Annotated in this window: 13 protein-coding genes; 7 read left to right on the forward strand and 6 right to left on the reverse strand. The window is 72.0% G+C overall.

The window, feature by feature from the left end; genetic code table 11:
• Positions 1 to 7: 7 nt before the first annotated feature.
• Together ACZ6QQ_RS35695 and ACZ6QQ_RS35700 are read left to right on the forward strand one after the other, a co-directional pair.
• The gene (locus tag ACZ6QQ_RS35695) at positions 8 to 1579 is read left to right on the forward strand and encodes a Na+/H+ antiporter (protein WP_465882371.1); all 1572 of its coding nucleotides are present in this window, start codon (positions 8 to 10) and stop codon (positions 1577 to 1579) included.
• The gene (locus tag ACZ6QQ_RS35700) at positions 1576 to 1833 is read left to right on the forward strand and encodes a UBP-type zinc finger domain-containing protein (RefSeq protein ID WP_465882373.1); all 258 of its coding nucleotides are present in this window, start codon (positions 1576 to 1578) and stop codon (positions 1831 to 1833) included. The genes ACZ6QQ_RS35695 and ACZ6QQ_RS35700 overlap by 4 nt, the downstream gene beginning before the upstream one ends.
• A gap of 4 nt (positions 1834 to 1837) precedes the next feature.
• Here ACZ6QQ_RS35700 and ACZ6QQ_RS35705 read toward each other — a convergent pair whose 3' ends face one another.
• The 3 genes from ACZ6QQ_RS35705 to ACZ6QQ_RS35715 all read right to left on the reverse strand — a co-directional run bounded on the left by ACZ6QQ_RS35705 (position 1838) and on the right by ACZ6QQ_RS35715 (position 6330).
• On the reverse strand, positions 1838 to 2188 hold the full coding sequence (locus ACZ6QQ_RS35705; protein WP_465882374.1) for a hypothetical protein: 351 nt from the start codon (positions 2186 to 2188) through the stop codon (positions 1838 to 1840).
• Positions 2185 to 3123, reverse strand: coding sequence for a zinc metalloprotease (locus ACZ6QQ_RS35710; protein WP_465882375.1), 939 nt, complete (start codon positions 3121 to 3123; stop codon positions 2185 to 2187). The genes ACZ6QQ_RS35705 and ACZ6QQ_RS35710 overlap by 4 nt, the downstream gene beginning before the upstream one ends.
• A gap of 147 nt (positions 3124 to 3270) precedes the next feature.
• Entirely contained in the window at positions 3271 to 6330 is a 3060-nt protein-coding gene (locus tag ACZ6QQ_RS35715) for a glycoside hydrolase family 9 protein (RefSeq protein WP_465882377.1), read from the reverse strand.
• A gap of 373 nt (positions 6331 to 6703) precedes the next feature.
• On the opposite strand from ACZ6QQ_RS35715, the gene ACZ6QQ_RS35720 reads away from it, so the two are divergent.
• Together ACZ6QQ_RS35720 and ACZ6QQ_RS35725 are read left to right on the forward strand one after the other, a co-directional pair.
• A complete protein-coding gene (locus ACZ6QQ_RS35720; RefSeq protein WP_465882378.1) occupies positions 6704 to 7696 on the forward strand; it encodes a transporter substrate-binding domain-containing protein in 993 nt (330 codons plus the stop codon).
• A 96-nt stretch (positions 7697 to 7792) separates the two neighbouring features.
• Positions 7793 to 8527 carry a PP2C family protein-serine/threonine phosphatase gene (locus tag ACZ6QQ_RS35725; protein ID WP_465882379.1) on the forward strand — a complete coding sequence of 245 codons (735 nt, stop codon included), beginning with the start codon at positions 7793 to 7795 and terminating at the stop codon, positions 8525 to 8527.
• A gap of 28 nt (positions 8528 to 8555) precedes the next feature.
• Here the strand turns inward: ACZ6QQ_RS35725 and hrpB are convergent, their stop codons facing one another.
• From hrpB to ACZ6QQ_RS35740, 3 genes are all read right to left on the reverse strand, one after another.
• Positions 8556 to 11177, reverse strand: a complete 2622-nt coding sequence (hrpB, locus tag ACZ6QQ_RS35730; RefSeq protein WP_465882381.1) for an ATP-dependent helicase HrpB — start codon at positions 11175 to 11177, stop codon at positions 8556 to 8558.
• Positions 11178 to 11266: 89 nt separating this feature from the next.
• Entirely contained in the window at positions 11267 to 11476 is a 210-nt protein-coding gene (locus tag ACZ6QQ_RS35735) for a DUF397 domain-containing protein (protein ID WP_465882382.1), read from the reverse strand.
• 39 nt (positions 11477 to 11515) lie between these two features.
• A complete protein-coding gene (locus ACZ6QQ_RS35740) occupies positions 11516 to 12358 on the reverse strand; it encodes a helix-turn-helix domain-containing protein (RefSeq protein WP_465882388.1) in 843 nt (280 codons plus the stop codon).
• A 170-nt stretch (positions 12359 to 12528) separates the two neighbouring features.
• Between ACZ6QQ_RS35740 and ACZ6QQ_RS35745 the strand changes: the two genes are divergently transcribed.
• The 3 genes from ACZ6QQ_RS35745 (at position 12529) to ACZ6QQ_RS35755 (ending at position 15344) form a co-directional block, all read left to right on the forward strand.
• Positions 12529 to 13155 carry a GOLPH3/VPS74 family protein gene (locus tag ACZ6QQ_RS35745; protein WP_465882383.1) on the forward strand — a complete coding sequence of 209 codons (627 nt, stop codon included), beginning with the start codon at positions 12529 to 12531 and terminating at the stop codon, positions 13153 to 13155.
• Between the two features lie 72 nt (positions 13156 to 13227).
• On the forward strand, positions 13228 to 14757 hold the full coding sequence (locus ACZ6QQ_RS35750) for an APC family permease (RefSeq protein WP_465882384.1): 1530 nt from the start codon (positions 13228 to 13230) through the stop codon (positions 14755 to 14757).
• Positions 14754 to 15344 (forward strand): GNAT family N-acetyltransferase, encoded by a 591-nt coding sequence (locus ACZ6QQ_RS35755; protein ID WP_465882386.1) that lies wholly within the window; start codon positions 14754 to 14756, stop codon positions 15342 to 15344. Before ACZ6QQ_RS35750 ends, ACZ6QQ_RS35755 begins: the two co-directional genes overlap by 4 nt.
• The last annotated feature ends 134 nt before the right edge of the window (positions 15345 to 15478 follow it).

A 15478-nucleotide genomic window follows, 5' to 3' on the forward strand; every position in this document is an offset into this window, starting at 1 on the left:
GTGCCGCATGGAGGCACTCTTCGAGGTCGTTCTGTTCCTGGCGATCGCGACCCTGGGCGCCGCCCTGGCCCGCCGCTTCGGCCTGCTCGCGCCGATCGTGCTGCTCGTGGTCGGGGTGGCGCTGTCGTTCGTCCCCGGCTTCCCGCTCGTCCGCCTGGACCCCGAACTGGTGCTGGTCGGCATCCTGCCGCCGCTGCTGTACGTCGCCGCGATCCAGACCTCGGTGCCGGCGTTCCGGCACAACCTGCGGCCGATCCTGCTGCTCGCCATCGGGCTGGTGCTGTTCACCGCGTTCCTGGTCGGCTTCGTGGTGCACGCCGTGCTGCCGGACGTACCGCTGGCGATCTGCCTGGCTCTCGGCGCGGTCGTGGCGCCGCCGGACGCGGTCGCGGCCACCGCGGTCGCGCGCCGGATCGGCCTGCCCCGACGGGTGGTGACCATCCTGGAGGGCGAGAGCCTGATCAACGACGCGACCGCGCTGGTGCTGCTGCGGGTGGCCACCCTGGCGGCGATCGGCAGCGGGCTCGACACCTGGGGAGTCGCCGGGCAGGTGCTGGTCACCGCCGGTGGTGGGCTGCTGGTCGGGCTGATCGGCGTCGTCGTGATCGGCTACCTGCACAAGCGGATCAAGGATCCGCTGCTGGACAACACCCTGTCGCTGCTCACCCCGTTCATCGTGGTGTTCGCCGCCGAGGAGATCCACGCCTCCGGGGTGGTCGCCGTGGTGGTGGTCGGACTCGCCCTCGGACACAAGCTGCCGGTGCTGCTCTCGGCCGCCTCCCGGCTCCAGACGATGGCCTTCTGGCGGCTGGTCACCTTCCTGCTCGAAGGGCTGGTCTTCCTCCTCGTCGGGCTGCAACTGCGGGACCTGCTCAGCCGGCTCGACACCGAGATCGGCACGATGGTGCTGGTCACCGTCGCGGTGCTCGGCACGGTCTTCGTCACCCGGTTCCTCTGGATCTTCCCGGCCAGTCTCCTGGTCCGGCTGGTGCCCCAGGTACGCCGCAACGGGACCGCGCTGCCGGCCCGGGTCTCGGCCGTCCTGTCCTGGGCCGGCATGCGCGGGGTGGTCACCCTCGGCGCGGCGCTCGCCCTGCCGCTGCCCACCGACGACCTGCCCTACCCCCGGGACCTGTTCATCTGGCTCGCGTTCGTGGTGATCGTGGTGACCCTGGGGATCCAGGGCGCCACCCTGCCGATGGTCGCCCGGATGCTGCGGATCCCGGCCGACGACCCGGCCAAGGACGCGCTCGCCGAGGCCGCCGTGCAGCAGCAGGCGGGCAGGGCGGCCAGGGAACGGCTGGAGGAGGTGGCGCAGGAAGCCCCTCCGGCGGTGGTCGAACGCCTGCGCGGCCTGGTCGAGCAGCGCAGCAACAGCGCCTGGGAGCGGCTGGGGGGCAGTGAACGGGAAACCCCGTCGCAGGCGTACGGTCGGCTCCGGCAGGAGATGATCGACGCCGAACGTGACGTGTTCCGAGCCGCCCGCGACGAGGGACGGATCACCGAAGAGGTGCTCGTACGGGCGTACCGCGATCTGGATCTGGAAGAGTCGCTGCTGCGACGGAAGGGTGAGGCATGAGCTGCGCACATCTGGCCGAGGCGGCCCAGCCGGAGCCGCAGAGCACCGACGGGTGCCAGGACTGCCTGGAGAACGGCTGGTCCGACTGGGTGCACCTGCGCCTCTGCCTGACCTGCGGCCGGGTGAGCTGCTGCGACTCGTCGCCGCGCCGGCACGCCACCGCCCACTTCCACTCCACCGGCCACCCGACGATCCAGTCCTTCCAGCCCGGCGAGTCGTGGCGCTGGTGCTACGCCGACGAACAGGTCGGCTGACCGCTCAGGCCGTCGGCCGCGGTGGCTGCGGTTGCTCGCCGAGCGGGCGCAGCCGCAGCGTGTCGTCGTCGACCGCCACCAGGCGGAAGACCGTACTGCCCCGGCCGGCGGGACCGGTCAGCCGCAGCAGGTCGTCGGCGTCCGTACGCCACTGCCCCGGGGTGCGGTTCGGTGCGTCGGCCGGCCCCGGCAGGTAGTCGATGAACGTGCCGTCCGGCCGGAACTCGATCCCCTCCCGGCCCCGGGCCGGCGGGAGCGGGCGGTCGGCGGGACGGTAGACCCGTACGCCCGCGTCGTCCTCCTCGCGGACGTGCACCCAGCGGCGGAACAGCGCGTCCGGCGGTTGCTCGGTCATGTCGTCAGTGTGGCACCGGCGGCCAGCGTCGCACGCGGTCCGGCCAGGGCGGCGGCCATCCGGGCGACCTGACCGGCGGTGAACATGACCATCGCACCATCGTCGGTGTAGTCCATGAAGTTCATGAACATGTCCCCGTCCGGCCCGTTGTCGCAGGTCACCGTCGGAAAGGTGGGCCGCCCGTAGTTCGGCCCGGCCTGGTTGGGCGTGTCCGGGACGAAGTCGTCGCCACCGCAGCCGTCCCCGTCGTCGCCCCAGATGTGCCGCAGGTTGAGCCAGTGCCCGACCTCGTGCGTGCAGGTCCTGCCGCCGTCGAACGGCGCCACCGCCGTCCCGGTCGTGCCGAACGCGGAGTGCAGCAGCACCACTCCGTCGGTCTGCGCCGGCCCGCCGGGAAACTGGGCGTAGCCGAGCACCCCACCGGCGAGTTGGCAGACCCACATGTTCAGGTAACGCTCCGCCGGCCAGGCGTCCGCCCCACCGGTCGCCACCGACTTCACCGCGTCGTCCTCGGGCGCGAACGCGGTCACCCCGGTCCGGGTACGGGTGATGCCCGTCGTCGGGGCGCCGGCCGGGTCGGTCTCGGCGAGGAAGAACTCCACCCGCGCGTCCGCCACCACCGGCCGCCACACCTCGGGTACGCCGCTCACGTCCGGATTGCGCCCCCGGAAGTCGGCGTTGAGTACGTCGAGCTGGCTGCGTACCTGCTCGTCGCCGATGTTCTGCGCCTCGTCGCGCCAGACCACGTGCACCACCACCGGGACGCGTACCACCTGGTCGAGGCGGGAGCGGCCCCGTCGGCACTGGTGGAACGTGTAGTTTTCGATCTCGGCGGCGGCGGTCGCATAACCCTCGCGCGTGTCCAGCAACCGCCGGTGCACCGGCATCGTCCCGCACCGGTTGCGTACCACGGTCCCGCCTGTACCCACCGCCATTCCCCGAGTGTGCGCCCACCGCGCACCCCCACCACCCCAAGATCCCCGCACTTTCACTGAAAGAGGGGATATACCGCGCCCGATACCCACTCTTTCTCTACATCAGGCGGGTCAGATGATCTCGGGGTGGTGGGGGCGGTGGGTGGGTTAGGTGCAGGCGACGCCGTTGAGGGTGAACAGGCCGGGGGGTGGGTTGGCGCCGCCGGTGGGGGTGGTGACGTTCAGGCCGAAGGTGGCCGTACCGCCGGGGGAGATGCGGGCGTTGTAGGTCTCGTTGCGCGCCGTCACCGTGGCGCCGGACTGGGTGGCCCGGGTCATCCACGCCTCGCGCAGCCGCTGGTCACCGGTGAACGCGAAGCTCGCCGTCCAACCGTCGACCGGGGTGCTGCCGGTGTTGGTGATGGTCACCTGCGCGGTGAAGCCGCCACCGCCCTGCCAGGTGCCGTAGTTGACGTAGCCGACCCGGCAGTTGGCTGCCGGCGGTGCGGCGGCGGCGCCCTGGTCGGCGAGGAACGACGCGATCCAGGCCAACGCCGAGTTCCAGTTGATCGCCACCTCGTTGGTCGCGTACGAGGCTATGTCGTCGACGTAGCAGAACATCGGGGCGCAGCCGGCCAGCAGGTTCTCCGCGAACGGGTCGTCCAGGCTGGCGTTGGCGCCACCGGCGATCGAACCGGCCGGCGGGTTCGGCAGGGCCGGATCGTACTGGTTGCCGAAGATCCGGCTGTGCTGGTTGCGGGACGCCTGCTCACCCCAGCCGGTCACGTACGACTGGTTCAGCGCGTTGCGGCCGAAGATGTAGTCCATCCCCTGCACCGCCCCGTCCCGGTACCGCACGTCCCGGGTCAGGTCGTACGCCGTGGCGAGCACCACCGCGTTGTTGATGATGTTGCCGTTGGCGCCCCAGAAGTAGCTGCCCGCGCCGCCCGGCATCGGCAGCCCGTACGGCTGACCGGCCAGGGTGGTCAGGTAGCCGTCGGCGGCGGTGAGCACCGAGGCGCGGATCCGGTCACGTTCCTGCGGTGCCAGCCCGCTCGGCACCGTGGCGAGGTCGAGCCGGCCGAGTGCGGCGGTGCTGCCCCAGCCGAAGCCGTTGGCGTCGAAGACGTTGCCGGTGTGGTGCGGTGACGCGGTCAGGTCGGCCAGGTAGGACGCGGTGCCGGTGCTCAGGTACAGCTCGGCCGCCGCCCAGTAGAACTCGTCGCTGACGTCGTTGTCGCTGTAGGTGCCGCCGCCGTTGCCGTCGGTCGGGCTGGCGTACACGGCGGGGTTGGCCTTGGCCGCCGCGTACGCGGTCCGGGCGGCGGTGGCGCAGCGGGCGGCGAACGGCGCGTCGTAGGTGGCGTAGAGCCGGGCGCACTGGGCCGCGGTCGCGGCCAGGTTGAGCGTCGCGGCGGTCGACGGCGGGTGCAGTTCGCGCAACTGCGGGTCGTCCTCCGGGGCCAGCGGCAGCCCGGTCCAGTTCTGGTCGTGCATCTTGTGGTGGGCCATCCCCGCCTTCGGCTTGCCGGCCGGCACCTGCATCCGGAGCAGGAACTCCAGCTCCCAGCGCGCCTCGTCGAGGATGTCCGGCACCCCGTTGCCGCGCTCGGGCACCCGCAGCGTGCTGTCGCCGAGGCCGGCACCGGCACCGCCGGTCGGCGCGGTCTTGGTCCGCTCGAACGCGTTCAGCAGCTGGTAGGTGGCGATGCCGCCGTTGACGACGTACTTGCCGTGGTCGCCGGCGTCGTACCAGCCGCCGCGCGCGTCGAGGCGGTAGTCGCAGACACCGGGCTGGCACGGGACGTCGGTGTCGCCCCGGTTCGGGGCCACGCCGAGGTGGCCGGCGGGGCGGGCGTACTCGTCGCCGACCAGGTCGCCGTCGATCGCGATGCCACTGCGCTGGATGTAGAAGAACTGGAGCGAGTCGGAGCGCAGCTGCTGGTAGATGTCACCGGAGATGTCGAACGGGTGGCTGGTCTCGCCGTCGGCGGTGAGGGTGTAGCCGGTGCCGGCGGTCCGGTAGGCGGAGAAGTCGATCGTCTGCACCTGTTGGCCGGAGGCGGCGTCCACGCCGCGCGGGGTGGCCAGGCCCTGGGTGACGACGGTTCCGGCGGCGGACTTGAGCTGCCACGGCAGGGGGTCGGTGGCGGTGCTGACCACGGTGGCGTTCTTCGGGCCGCCGGGCAGGTAGCCGACCTGGTTGACCCGTACCCGGGGGCCGGTGTCCGGCACGTACGGCGGCTCCTCCTCGCCACCGCGCAGCGAGACGTTGTCCAGGCAGAGGGTGTAGCCGGCGGCGTTGCCGCCGACCTGGAACGCGACCTGGGCCAGCTCGGTGTCCATCGTGGCGGTGAAGGTCCGGGTGATCCGCTGCGGGGTCGCGGTCAGCGGCAGGTCCGCGCCGAAGAACGAGGTGTACGGTTCCGCGCCCAGCTGTACCACCGCGCGGACCGTGGCACCGGGTGTCGCCGAGGCGTCGAAGGCGAGCGTGTACTCCGATCCGGCGAGCAGCGGCACGTCGTTCTGCCCCACACCGGCGTCCCACGGGTTGGCCAGCCCACCGGGCACCACCGAGCAGAGCTGTCCGTCCTGGACCCCGGTGGTGGTCCCGTACGAGTACCAGCCGTCGCTGCCGTTGTCGAAGGTCCCGTTGGTGATCTGCTCCGGTCCGGCCGGGTCGTCCGGCGGCTCGGTGCCCGCCTCGCTGCTCAGCGACACGTCGTCGAGGCAGAACGTGTACGGCTGGGCGTTGCCGCCGAGTTGGAAGGTGAGGGTGCCGTTGGCGGAGTCCAGGGTGCCGGTGAAGTCGTACGCGAAGGTCTGCCCGGCCGGGGTGAGCGCCAGGTCCCGGGCCAGCACCGTGCTGTACGGCGCCTCGTTGAGCTGCACGTTCGCCTTGACGGTGACGGGTGCGTTGGCCGAGGCGTGCAGCGAGAGCGCGTAGTCGGCGCCGTCGACCAGCGGGATGGTGTTGTGGCCGAGGCTGGCGTCCCAGGGGTTGGCCAGGCCGCCCGGCACCTGCGCGCAGAGCCGGCCGTCGACGACGGCCAGGGTGAGGTTGTCGGTCGCCCACCAGGGGGCGGTGCCGCTGTCGAAGGTGCCGTTGACGATGTGTTCGGTGGGGGCGGCGTGGGCCGCGCCGGGGGTGAGGCCGGTGCCGGTGACGGCGAGGGCGGTCGCGGCGAGGAGCGCGACAGCCCGCCGGTGGCGTCGGGGTCGGGTCACGGAGCTTCCTTCCGGTGGGGGCAGGTGCCCGCGGTGACGCCGATCCGGTCGATCCCGCCGGTGCCGGGCGGACTGGCCCGGCGGCGGTGAACGAGACCGGCCGGTCCCGCGGCGATGGCATCGAGAGACAGCAATGGGAGCGCTCCCAATATCAGCGATGTTGCCAGGCCGTTTCTGGACTGTCAATCGTCGATCCTGAATGGGTGCCGCCGCTTCGAACTTGCCACCGGCCGGTCTGGGCTTGCCTGCCGGCTCGACCATGGCGGGCGGGATCGGTTAGCCGACAGCCCGCAGGCGACCCGTCGACTGTCGGGATCGGGGCGGAGAGGCAAAGATGGATGGTTCGGGCCCACGGGGCGATCGGGGGAAACGGGTGACCCAGGAGGACGGGCAGGCGCGGCGCGCGTCGGTGAGCCGGGGTGTGCGGCTGGTCGCGGTGCTCCTGAGCCTGGTGGTGGCGGTGGTGGCCGTCGTCACGACGGTGGTGCTCACCGGCCCGCCGGCGCAGCGGGATCTGCTCCGCGAGGCCGGGATCGTCGGCAAACGCGAACTGCTCATCGGCGTCAAGGACGACCAGCCCGGCATCGCCCAGTTCGACCAGAAGACCGGCACCTTCACCGGCTTCGACATTGACATCGCCCGGATGATCGCGGCCGACCTCGGGTTCCAGCCGGACGCCGTACGGTTCCTCGCCATCGAGAGCGAGGACCGGGCCAAGATGCAGGCGCTCTCGGCCGACGGCCAGTTCGTCGTCGTCGACCTCGTGATCGCCTCGTACAGCATCACCGAGGAGCGGGAGCGGCTCAACGGGGTCACCTTCTCCGCGCCCTACCTGACGACCGAACAGTCGGTCATCACCCGCTGGGACTACGACGGACCCGTCGACACCCTGACCGACCTGCGTGGGCGCAAGGTGTGCAGCCTCTCCACCGCCACCTCCGAGTCACCGGCGGTGAAGGCCGGCGTCGAACTGGTCAGCAAGAAGCGGATCAGCGAGTGCGTGGAGGCGCTGCTCGCCAACCAGGTGGAGGCGGTCACCACCGACGCGGCGATCCTGGCCGGTTTCGTGGCCCGGCACCCGGGGCAGCTGTCGCACCACGACATCGGCCTCGACCCGTCGGAGATGTACGGCGTCAACACCGGCGCCAACGAGGCGCTGCGGGACCTGGTCAACCTCACCCTGTACGAGTCGCTGACCGACCCGCGCGACCGCCGCTGGGAGGACGCGTTCGACCGGCACCTGCGCCCGGAGCAGTTGGTGAACCTGCCCCAGCCGGTCGCCGTCGGGCAGCAACCGGACGTGGAAGAGGTGAAGGTACGGCGGTGGCCCTGGGCGGCGGGGAGCACGTCGGTATGGTTCGAGTGACGCTGTGACTACTGAAAGTTAATTCACGGTCTTTGTAGGCCGGCTCCAGTGATCTACTAGAGACATTGTGGCCCCACTCCTGGCAGGCTGCCTGCCATGACCCTCAAGCTGCGCGCCGCCGCGGTGACCGATCGTGGCCTGATCCGGAGTGGCAACCAGGACTCCGTGCACACCGGCGCCTGGCTCGTCGCCGTCGCCGACGGAATGGGCGGCATGGCCGCCGGTGACCTGGCCAGCCGGATCGCCGTCGAGACGATCGCCCCGCTGGACCGGCCGACCGGCGACGACGACCTGGTGGCGGCGCTCCAGGCGGCGCTCGGCGAGGCCAGTGTCCGGATCCGCGCGGCGGTCGAGGCGGAACCGACCCGGCAGGGCATGGGCACCACGCTCACCGCCCTGCTCTTCTCCGCCACCGGCACCAGCCTCGCCCTGGCCCACATCGGCGACTCGCGCGCGTACCTGCTGCGTGAGGACGAGTTCAGCCAGGTCACCAGGGACGACACCTTCGTGCAGTTGCTGGTCGACCAGGGCGTCATCGACGCCGAGCAGGCGCGCAGCCACCCGCGCCGGGCGGTGGTCACCCAGGCGTTGCAGGGCGAGCCGGCCAACCCGGCGTACTCGACGCAGGCGCCGAGGGCGGGGGACCGGTGGCTGCTCTGCTCCGACGGGCTGTCCAACGTGGTCCGCTCCGACTCGCTCGCCGAGGCGCTGCGTTCGTACCCGGACCGGGACGCCTGCGCCCACCGGCTGGTCGATCTCGCGCTGCGGGCCGGTGGGCCGGACAACATCACCGTCGTGATCGCCGACGTCGCCGACGACCCGGACGAGTGAGCACCGACCGCCGTGGGCACCACCACCGTCACTGCTTGGGCGGCTTGACCCGTCCGCTCGGCTTGGCCCGGCTCGGGTCGTCCGGCCACGGGTGACGGGGGTAGCGGCCGCGCAGCTCGCTGCGTACACGCGGATAGCCGGTCTGCCAGAACGACGCCAGATCGCTGGTGACGGCGACCGGGCGACCGGCCGGGGAGAGCATGCTCAGCCGTACCGGCACCCGGCCGTCGGCGAGCCGGGGCACGTCCGCCCAGCCGAACGTCTCCTGCAACTTGACCGCCAGTACGGGCGAGGTCGGGTCGGTGTAGTCCACCCTGATCCGTGAACCGCTCGGCACGGTCAACCGCTCGGGAGCCAGCTCGTCCAGCCGGGCCGCCTGCGAGTGGGGAACCAGCCGACGCAACGCCGAGGAGACGTTGATCCGGCGCAGGTCGGCCCGCCGACGCGCCCCGGCCAACTCCGGGGCCAGCCACTGCGGCATCGCGGCCAGCAGCGACTCGTCGTCCACCGCCGGCCACGACTCACCGAAGGCCTGCCGGCAGAAGGCGAGCCGCAGTCGGGTCGACTCCGCCTCCGGCGTCCAGTCGAGCAGGGCGAGCCCGACCTTGCGTACGCCCTCCAGCAGGGCGGCGGTCAGCTCCGTCTGGTCCGGTTTGAGCGGGCGCTCGGAGAGCACCAGCGCGCCGAGCCGGCGTACGTCCCGGGCCTGGACGTCGTTGCCGGCCCAGACCACCTCCCGCTCCTCGACGAGCAGCGGCCCACCGGCCTCGCGGGCGGTCGCCTCGTCGATCACCGCCGCCAGCCGGATCTGCGCACCCCGCCGACCCGGCGCGCGGTCCGCGACCGCGATCGCCAGCCAGGCCGAGCCGGTCAGGCCCGAGCCGGCCGCCAGGTCCGCGGCGGTTCCGCCGGCCATCAGGTACGTCATCCCGCCCGACTTGCGGGCCCGCGCCAGCCGTTCCGGGTACGCGAGCCCGACCAGCAACCCGGCGGCCAGGTCGTCGGGGAGTCGACGCCCACCCCGTTCTCCATCCGGTCGGGAGTTGGTCGCGCCCGCCCGGCCGGCCCCGGCGTCCGGTCGGGAGTCGGCCGCGTCCGTCCGGCTGGCCCCGGCGTCCGGTCGGGAGTCGGCGGCGCCGCGCAGCCGGCTGACCTCGGCCCGCCAGCGGGCGGTGGCGGCCTGGTCGGCGCCGTCGCGCAGTCGTCGCCACACCACCGCGAGATCGTCGTCCCGGCCGGCGACCGAGTCCTCGGAGAGCAGCGCCACCACCTCGGCGGCCCGCTGGGCGCCGAGCGTGTCGGTGCCGTCGAGCAGCGCGCGGGCCAGGCGCGGGTGGGCACCGACCGCCGCGATCGACCGCCCGCGCGCGGTCACCCGTCCCTCGTGCCCGACGGCGCCCAGTGCTTCGAGCGTGGTCCGGGCGACCTGCATGGCCGCGCCCGGCGGTGGGTCGGGCAGGGCCAGACCGGTCCCGTCGGGCCGGCCCCAGCACGCCAGTTGCAGCGCGAACGCGGTCAGGTCGGCGGTGGCGATCTCCGGTTCCGGTTGCGCCGGCAGCCGGTCGTGGATCGCCTCCGACCAGCACCGGTACACCCGTCCGGGACCCTCGCGACCGGCCCGCCCGGCCCGCTGGGTGGCCGCCGACCGGGACACCGCCACGGTGACCAGGGCACCGAGCCCTCTCGCCAGGTCGGTACGGGCCACCCGGCTCAGCCCTGCGTCGACGACCACCCGTACGCCGGGCACGGTCAGGCTGGTCTCGGCCACGGTGGTGGCCAGCACCACCCGGCGCCGGGTGCCGGGGCGCAACGCGGCGTCCTGGTCCCGCCCCGACTGCCGGCCGTGCAGCGGCACCACGTCGACCTCGCCGCGTACGCCGGAGAGCCGGTTGGTGACCCCGGAGATCTCGCCCGCACCGGGCAGGAAGACCAGCAGGTCGCCGTCGGCCTCGTGCAGGGCCCGGCGGACCGTGGCCGCCACGTGGTCGAGCAGACGCGGGTCCACCCGCAGACCGTGCGGCGGGTCCACCGGGCGCAGCGGCGGTGCCCACACCACCTCGACCGGGTGCAGTGCGGCCGGGGTCTCGATCACCGGCACCGGGGCGGTCGGCGCGTCCGACGAACCGCCGCTGCCGAGTACGCCGGCCAGCCGCTCCGCTTCGAGGGTCGCCGACATCGCCAGCAGCCGCAGCTCGGGGCGGAGCGCGGCGCGTACCTCGACCGAGAAGGCGAGCGCGAGATCGGAGTCGAGGTGCCGTTCGTGTGCCTCGTCGAGCAGCACCGCGCCGACACCGGCCAGTTCGGGGTCGTGTTGCAGGCGTTGCACCAGCAGCCCGGTGGTGACCACCTCGATCCGGGTGGCCGCGCCGACTCGCCGCTCACCCCGTACGGCGTAGCCGACCGTGCCGCCGACCTGCTCGCCGAGGAGCGCGGACATCCGGCGGGCGGCCGCTCGGGCGGCGATCCGGCGCGGCTGGGCGACGATGATCCGGCCCTGCACCTCGTCGGTCAGCGCCAGCGGCACCAGCGTGGTCTTGCCGGTGCCGGGCGGCGCGACCAGCACCGCCGCGCCGCCGGTCCGGAGCGCGGTCAGCAGCTCCGGCAGGACGTGGCGGACGGGCAGGTCTTCGGTGATCGTCTCGGGTAGCACCGGGCCAGTCTCGCACCGGCGCGGTTACCGACGTCGGCTCGCCGGCGTTGTCGGCGGTCCGGACCGGTCGGTCGGGCGAGGTGGACCGGTCAGTCGATGGTGCCGAACGAGCCGTCGCCGGCACCGTCGACGAAGGCCGCCCACCCGGCCGGCCCGAACAGCAGTACGGGACCCGGCCGGTCCTTGCTGTCCCGGATCGCCACCGCGCCGTCGAGGAAGGCCACCTCGACGCAGTTGCCGTTGCCACTGCTGCGGCGGCTCGTACGCCAGCTCGCCCGAGTCAGGTCGATCCCCGTCATGGGTACCTCTTGTCTTCCGCCGATGAGCCACCGGAGTGATCACAGATAGTTAAGAGAAGCCTCCCGAATTCGGGTCATCGACTCCGCCGGAGTCAGCGCCATCCGGCACAGCTTCTCGTGCAGCAGGGTATACCCGAGCACGTGATCGGCTTCTTCCAGAGCCAGTCCCATCGTGAGGTTTTCCAGGTAAACCACAGACGCGTCGGCGGCCTCGGCGAAGCTGAGGATGACGTACGGCGTGGTCATCGCCGGGTGGCCGCCAGCTGTGAAGGGAAGTACCTGAATTGTAACGTTGGGTAACTTCGCTACCTGGATCATGTGCTCCAGCTGACGGGCCATCACGGTCGCCCCGCCGACCGCCCGGAGGAGGACCGCCTCGTTGAGGACGACCGACAGCTGCACCGACGGCTCCCGGTGCAGGACTGCCTGGCGTTGCAGCCGGGCGGCGACCTTCCGCTCGACACCGCTGTCGCCCGCGGTCAGTAGGTAGATCGCCCGCGCGTATTCCTCCGTCTGTAAGAGACCCGGTACCGATTCGGCTTCGTACGTCCGCAGAGCGGCGGCCTCGGCCTCCAGGCCGACATAAAATTCGAACCAGTCGGGCAGTACGTCGCTGTAGTTCTGCCACCAGCCGCGCTCCTGCGCCCCTCGGGCAATCTCGATCAGTGCTTCGGCGTCCGCCCCGGTCACCTGGTAGAGCGCCAGTGCGGCACGGACGTCCCGGGGCTTGATACCGATCTGCGCGTTCTCGATCCGGGACAGGTTGCTCTTGGACATGTCCAGTTGGCGGGCGGCCTGGTCGAGTGTCATCCCGCCCCGCTCGCGCAACTGGCGGAGTTCACGGGCGATGCGGCGGCGGCGGACGGTTGGGCTGGCTGTCACGGCGCCGAGTTTCCCATGACCGCCCGGTACGCCCGACGACGGTCTTGAAACGACTTGAATCCGGGAGTTGCATTGCATCCACCCGCCGGTGCATCCTTTTCTCCGGCGTCGATCAACAACATGTCATTCCTGTGTGGACAGTCCACACCCGGCGGACGAAGGGGAGAGTCGTGCTTCTCGCGGACGAGTTCTTCCTTATCGCCCATGACGACGCCAAGGGCAAACCCCGGCTGCACCCGTCCGCCACCGGACTGGGGCTCGCCGCCGGACTGCTCGGAGAACTCATGCTCGCCCGGCGGATCGTCATCGCCTCGGGCGAGCTCACCATCCTCGACCGGCGACCACCGGACGACGCCCTGGCACACACCGTGCTCGACCAGCTCGTCGGCGAGCCGGAGCACCGGTTGGTGCGTACCTGGCTGGGGTTCCTGAGCAACAGCGCGGCCGAGTCGGTCGGCGAGCGGTTGGCCCGCGCCGGCACCGTACGGCGGGTGGAGAGCCGGCGACTGCTGCGTACCACGATCATCTACCAACCCGCCGACATGAACGCCGCCGCCTGGCCGGTGACCCGACTACGGGCGTCGCTGAGCCGGAGCGAACCGCTGCCGGTGGCGGACGTACTGCTGCTCGCCCTGCTCGCCGCGACCAACCTGCTGCGCGAGGTGCTGTGGGGAACCGAACCCACGGTGCAGCACCGGCTCAACCAGCTGATCGACGGCCTGCCGCCACCCCTGGGCGAACTGGCCCGGCACACCGAGGCGGCTGTGGGGGCCGCCGTCATGTCCGGTCGTCTCTGACCGGTCGAACCCGACCGCCCGGGCAATCCCGGTCCGGCCACTGCCTCCCTCCTCACCCCCGGAGCAGATTCGATGGCCCCTCCCTCAACCCCCTCCCGACCGAGCAACGTCAGCTCGGCGCTCGCCAGCGGCCGGCTCGGCATCCCGTCGGTGGTCTTCTTCGTACTGTCGGCGGCTGCCCCGCTGACGGTGGTGGCCGGCGTGGTCACCACCGGGTTCGCGGTGACCGGCGTGACCGGCATCCCGTTCGCCTTCCTGCTGATCGGTGCGGTGCTGGCGATCTTCTCCGTCGGTTACGTCGCGATGGCACGGCACACCGCCAACGCCGGGGCGTTCTACGCGTACGTCGCCCGTGGGCTGGGTCGGCCGGCCGGGGTGGGCGCGGCCTGGGTGGCCCTGATCGCGTACAACGCGTTGCAGGTGGGGCTCTACGGCGCGGTCGGCGCGGCGGCGGCGCCCGTACTGGAGCAGCTGTTCGGGATCGAGGACCCGAGGTGGTGGGTGATCGCCCTGATCGCCTGGGCGGTGGTGGCCGGGCTCGGTGTGCTGCGGGTGGACGTCAACGGCTTGGTGCTGGCCGTACTCCTGCTCAGCGAGATCGCCATCATCGTCGCCTTCGACCTGGCCAACGTGCTCAGCCCGGCCGGCGGTTCGCTCAGCTTCGAGACCCTCGACCCGTCGAACCTGTTCGTGCCCGGCGTCGGGGCGATCCTGGTGCTGGCGGCCACCGGGTTCACCGGTTTCGAGTCGGCCGTCGTGTTCAGCGAGGAGAGCAAGGACCCGAAGCGGACCGTCCCGATCGCCACGTACGTCTCCGTCGCGATCATCGCCGGCCTGTACGCCCTCAGCGCCTGGGCGATGACGGTCGCGGCCGGGCCGGGCAACATCGTGGAGTCCTCCCGTGCCGAGGGGGTCGGGCTGATCTTCGTGCTCGCCGACGGCAACCTGGGCGGCACCTTCGTCAGCATCGGGCAGGTGCTCTTCCTGACCTCGCTGCTGGCCGCGATGATCTCGTTCCACAACACCACCGCCCGGTACACCTTCGCGCTCGGCCGGGAACGGGTTCTGCCGGCGCTCTTCGGCCGCACCGCCCCGCGTACGGGCGCACCCCGGGCCGCGTCGATCGCGCAGAGCGTGCTCGGGTTCGTGGTCATCGTCCTCTACGCGATCGCCGGCTGGGACCCGCTGGTGCAGCTCTTCTACTGGGGCGGCACCGGCGGCGGCTTCGGTGTCCTGCTCCTGATCACGGCCACCTCGATCGCGGTCATCGCCTTCTTCGCCCGCCACCCGTCCGGGGAGAGCGGTTGGCACCGGATCGTCGCCCCGGGCCTGGCCACCGTGGCGCTGGCGGTCGTCGTCTTCATCGCGCTGGACAACTTCGCCATCCTGCTCGGCGTGGCGCCCGACTCGTCGCTGCGCTGGGCGCTGCCGGCGGTCTACCCGGTCGCCGCGCTGCTGGGCGTGGTCTGGGCGCTGGTGCTGCGGTCCCGCCGCCCGGAGGTGTACGCCACCATCGGCCTCGGCGCGGAGAGCGCCACCGGCGGGTCGGTCCCGTCCGGCGGCACCGCCCGGCAGCCGGTCGGCTCGGCGGCCCGGCCGTGACCGGGCCGAAGATCGAGCGGGCCGAACCGGCCGAGGCCCGCGCGCTGACCGAACTGATCGCCGAGGCGTTCGTCCCGTTGGCCGCGACCGCCTGGCTGGTGCCGGATTCGGCGATCCGTCAGAAGATCCTGACCGACAACTTCCACATCTTCGTCGAGCACGCGATCGAGTGGGGGCTGGTGGAGACGCCCGATGACCGCAGCGCGGTCGCGGTCTGGCTGCCGGCGGTCGGTGAGCCGCTACCCCCGCCGGTCGACTACGACAACCGGGTCGCCGCCGCCTGTGGCGAGTTCGCCGACCGGTTTCGGCTGCTCGACGACCTGTTCGAAGCGAACCACCCGCACGAGCCCCACCACCACCTGGCCTTCCTCGCCGTCGCACCGGACCGGCAGCGCACCGGGATCGGCTCGGCACTGCTGCGGCACCGGCACGCCCGGCTGGACGAGCGGGGGCTGCCGGCGTACCTCGACGCGAGCAGCGCCGCGAGCCGGGATCTCTACGCCCGGCACGGCTACCGGGCCGCGGACCCGTTCCGGTTGCCCGACGGCACCCCGTTCTGGCCGATGTGGCGGCCGGCGGGAGGGTGAACGCCCGAACGGTCACATCGGCGGATTGACCGATCGGTGACGCGTCAGGGGCCGGGCCACATGTGGCCCGGCCCCTGACGTTCCGGCGTATCGCCGGTACCTCCCCCAAGTTCTGGTTAGTACGTCTCGCTGAG

The sequence above is a fragment of the Micromonospora sp. NPDC049529 genome (assembly GCF_055586685.1).

Coding starts and splice junctions, on each gene's coding strand:
- ACZ6QQ_RS35695 (WP_465882371.1), top strand. CDS start 8: ATGGAGGCACTCTTCGAGGTCGTTCTGTTCCTGGCGATCGCGACCCTG.
- ACZ6QQ_RS35705 (WP_465882374.1), bottom strand. CDS start 2,188: ATGACCGAGCAACCGCCGGACGCGCTGTTCCGCCGCTGGGTGCACGTC.
- ACZ6QQ_RS35725 (WP_465882379.1), top strand. CDS start 7,793: ATGACCCTCAAGCTGCGCGCCGCCGCGGTGACCGATCGTGGCCTGATC.
- ACZ6QQ_RS35710 (WP_465882375.1), bottom strand. CDS start 3,123: ATGGCGGTGGGTACAGGCGGGACCGTGGTACGCAACCGGTGCGGGACG.
- ACZ6QQ_RS35735 (WP_465882382.1), bottom strand. CDS start 11,476: ATGACGGGGATCGACCTGACTCGGGCGAGCTGGCGTACGAGCCGCCGC.
- ACZ6QQ_RS35700 (WP_465882373.1), top strand. CDS start 1,576: ATGAGCTGCGCACATCTGGCCGAGGCGGCCCAGCCGGAGCCGCAGAGC.
- ACZ6QQ_RS35750 (WP_465882384.1), top strand. CDS start 13,228: ATGGCCCCTCCCTCAACCCCCTCCCGACCGAGCAACGTCAGCTCGGCG.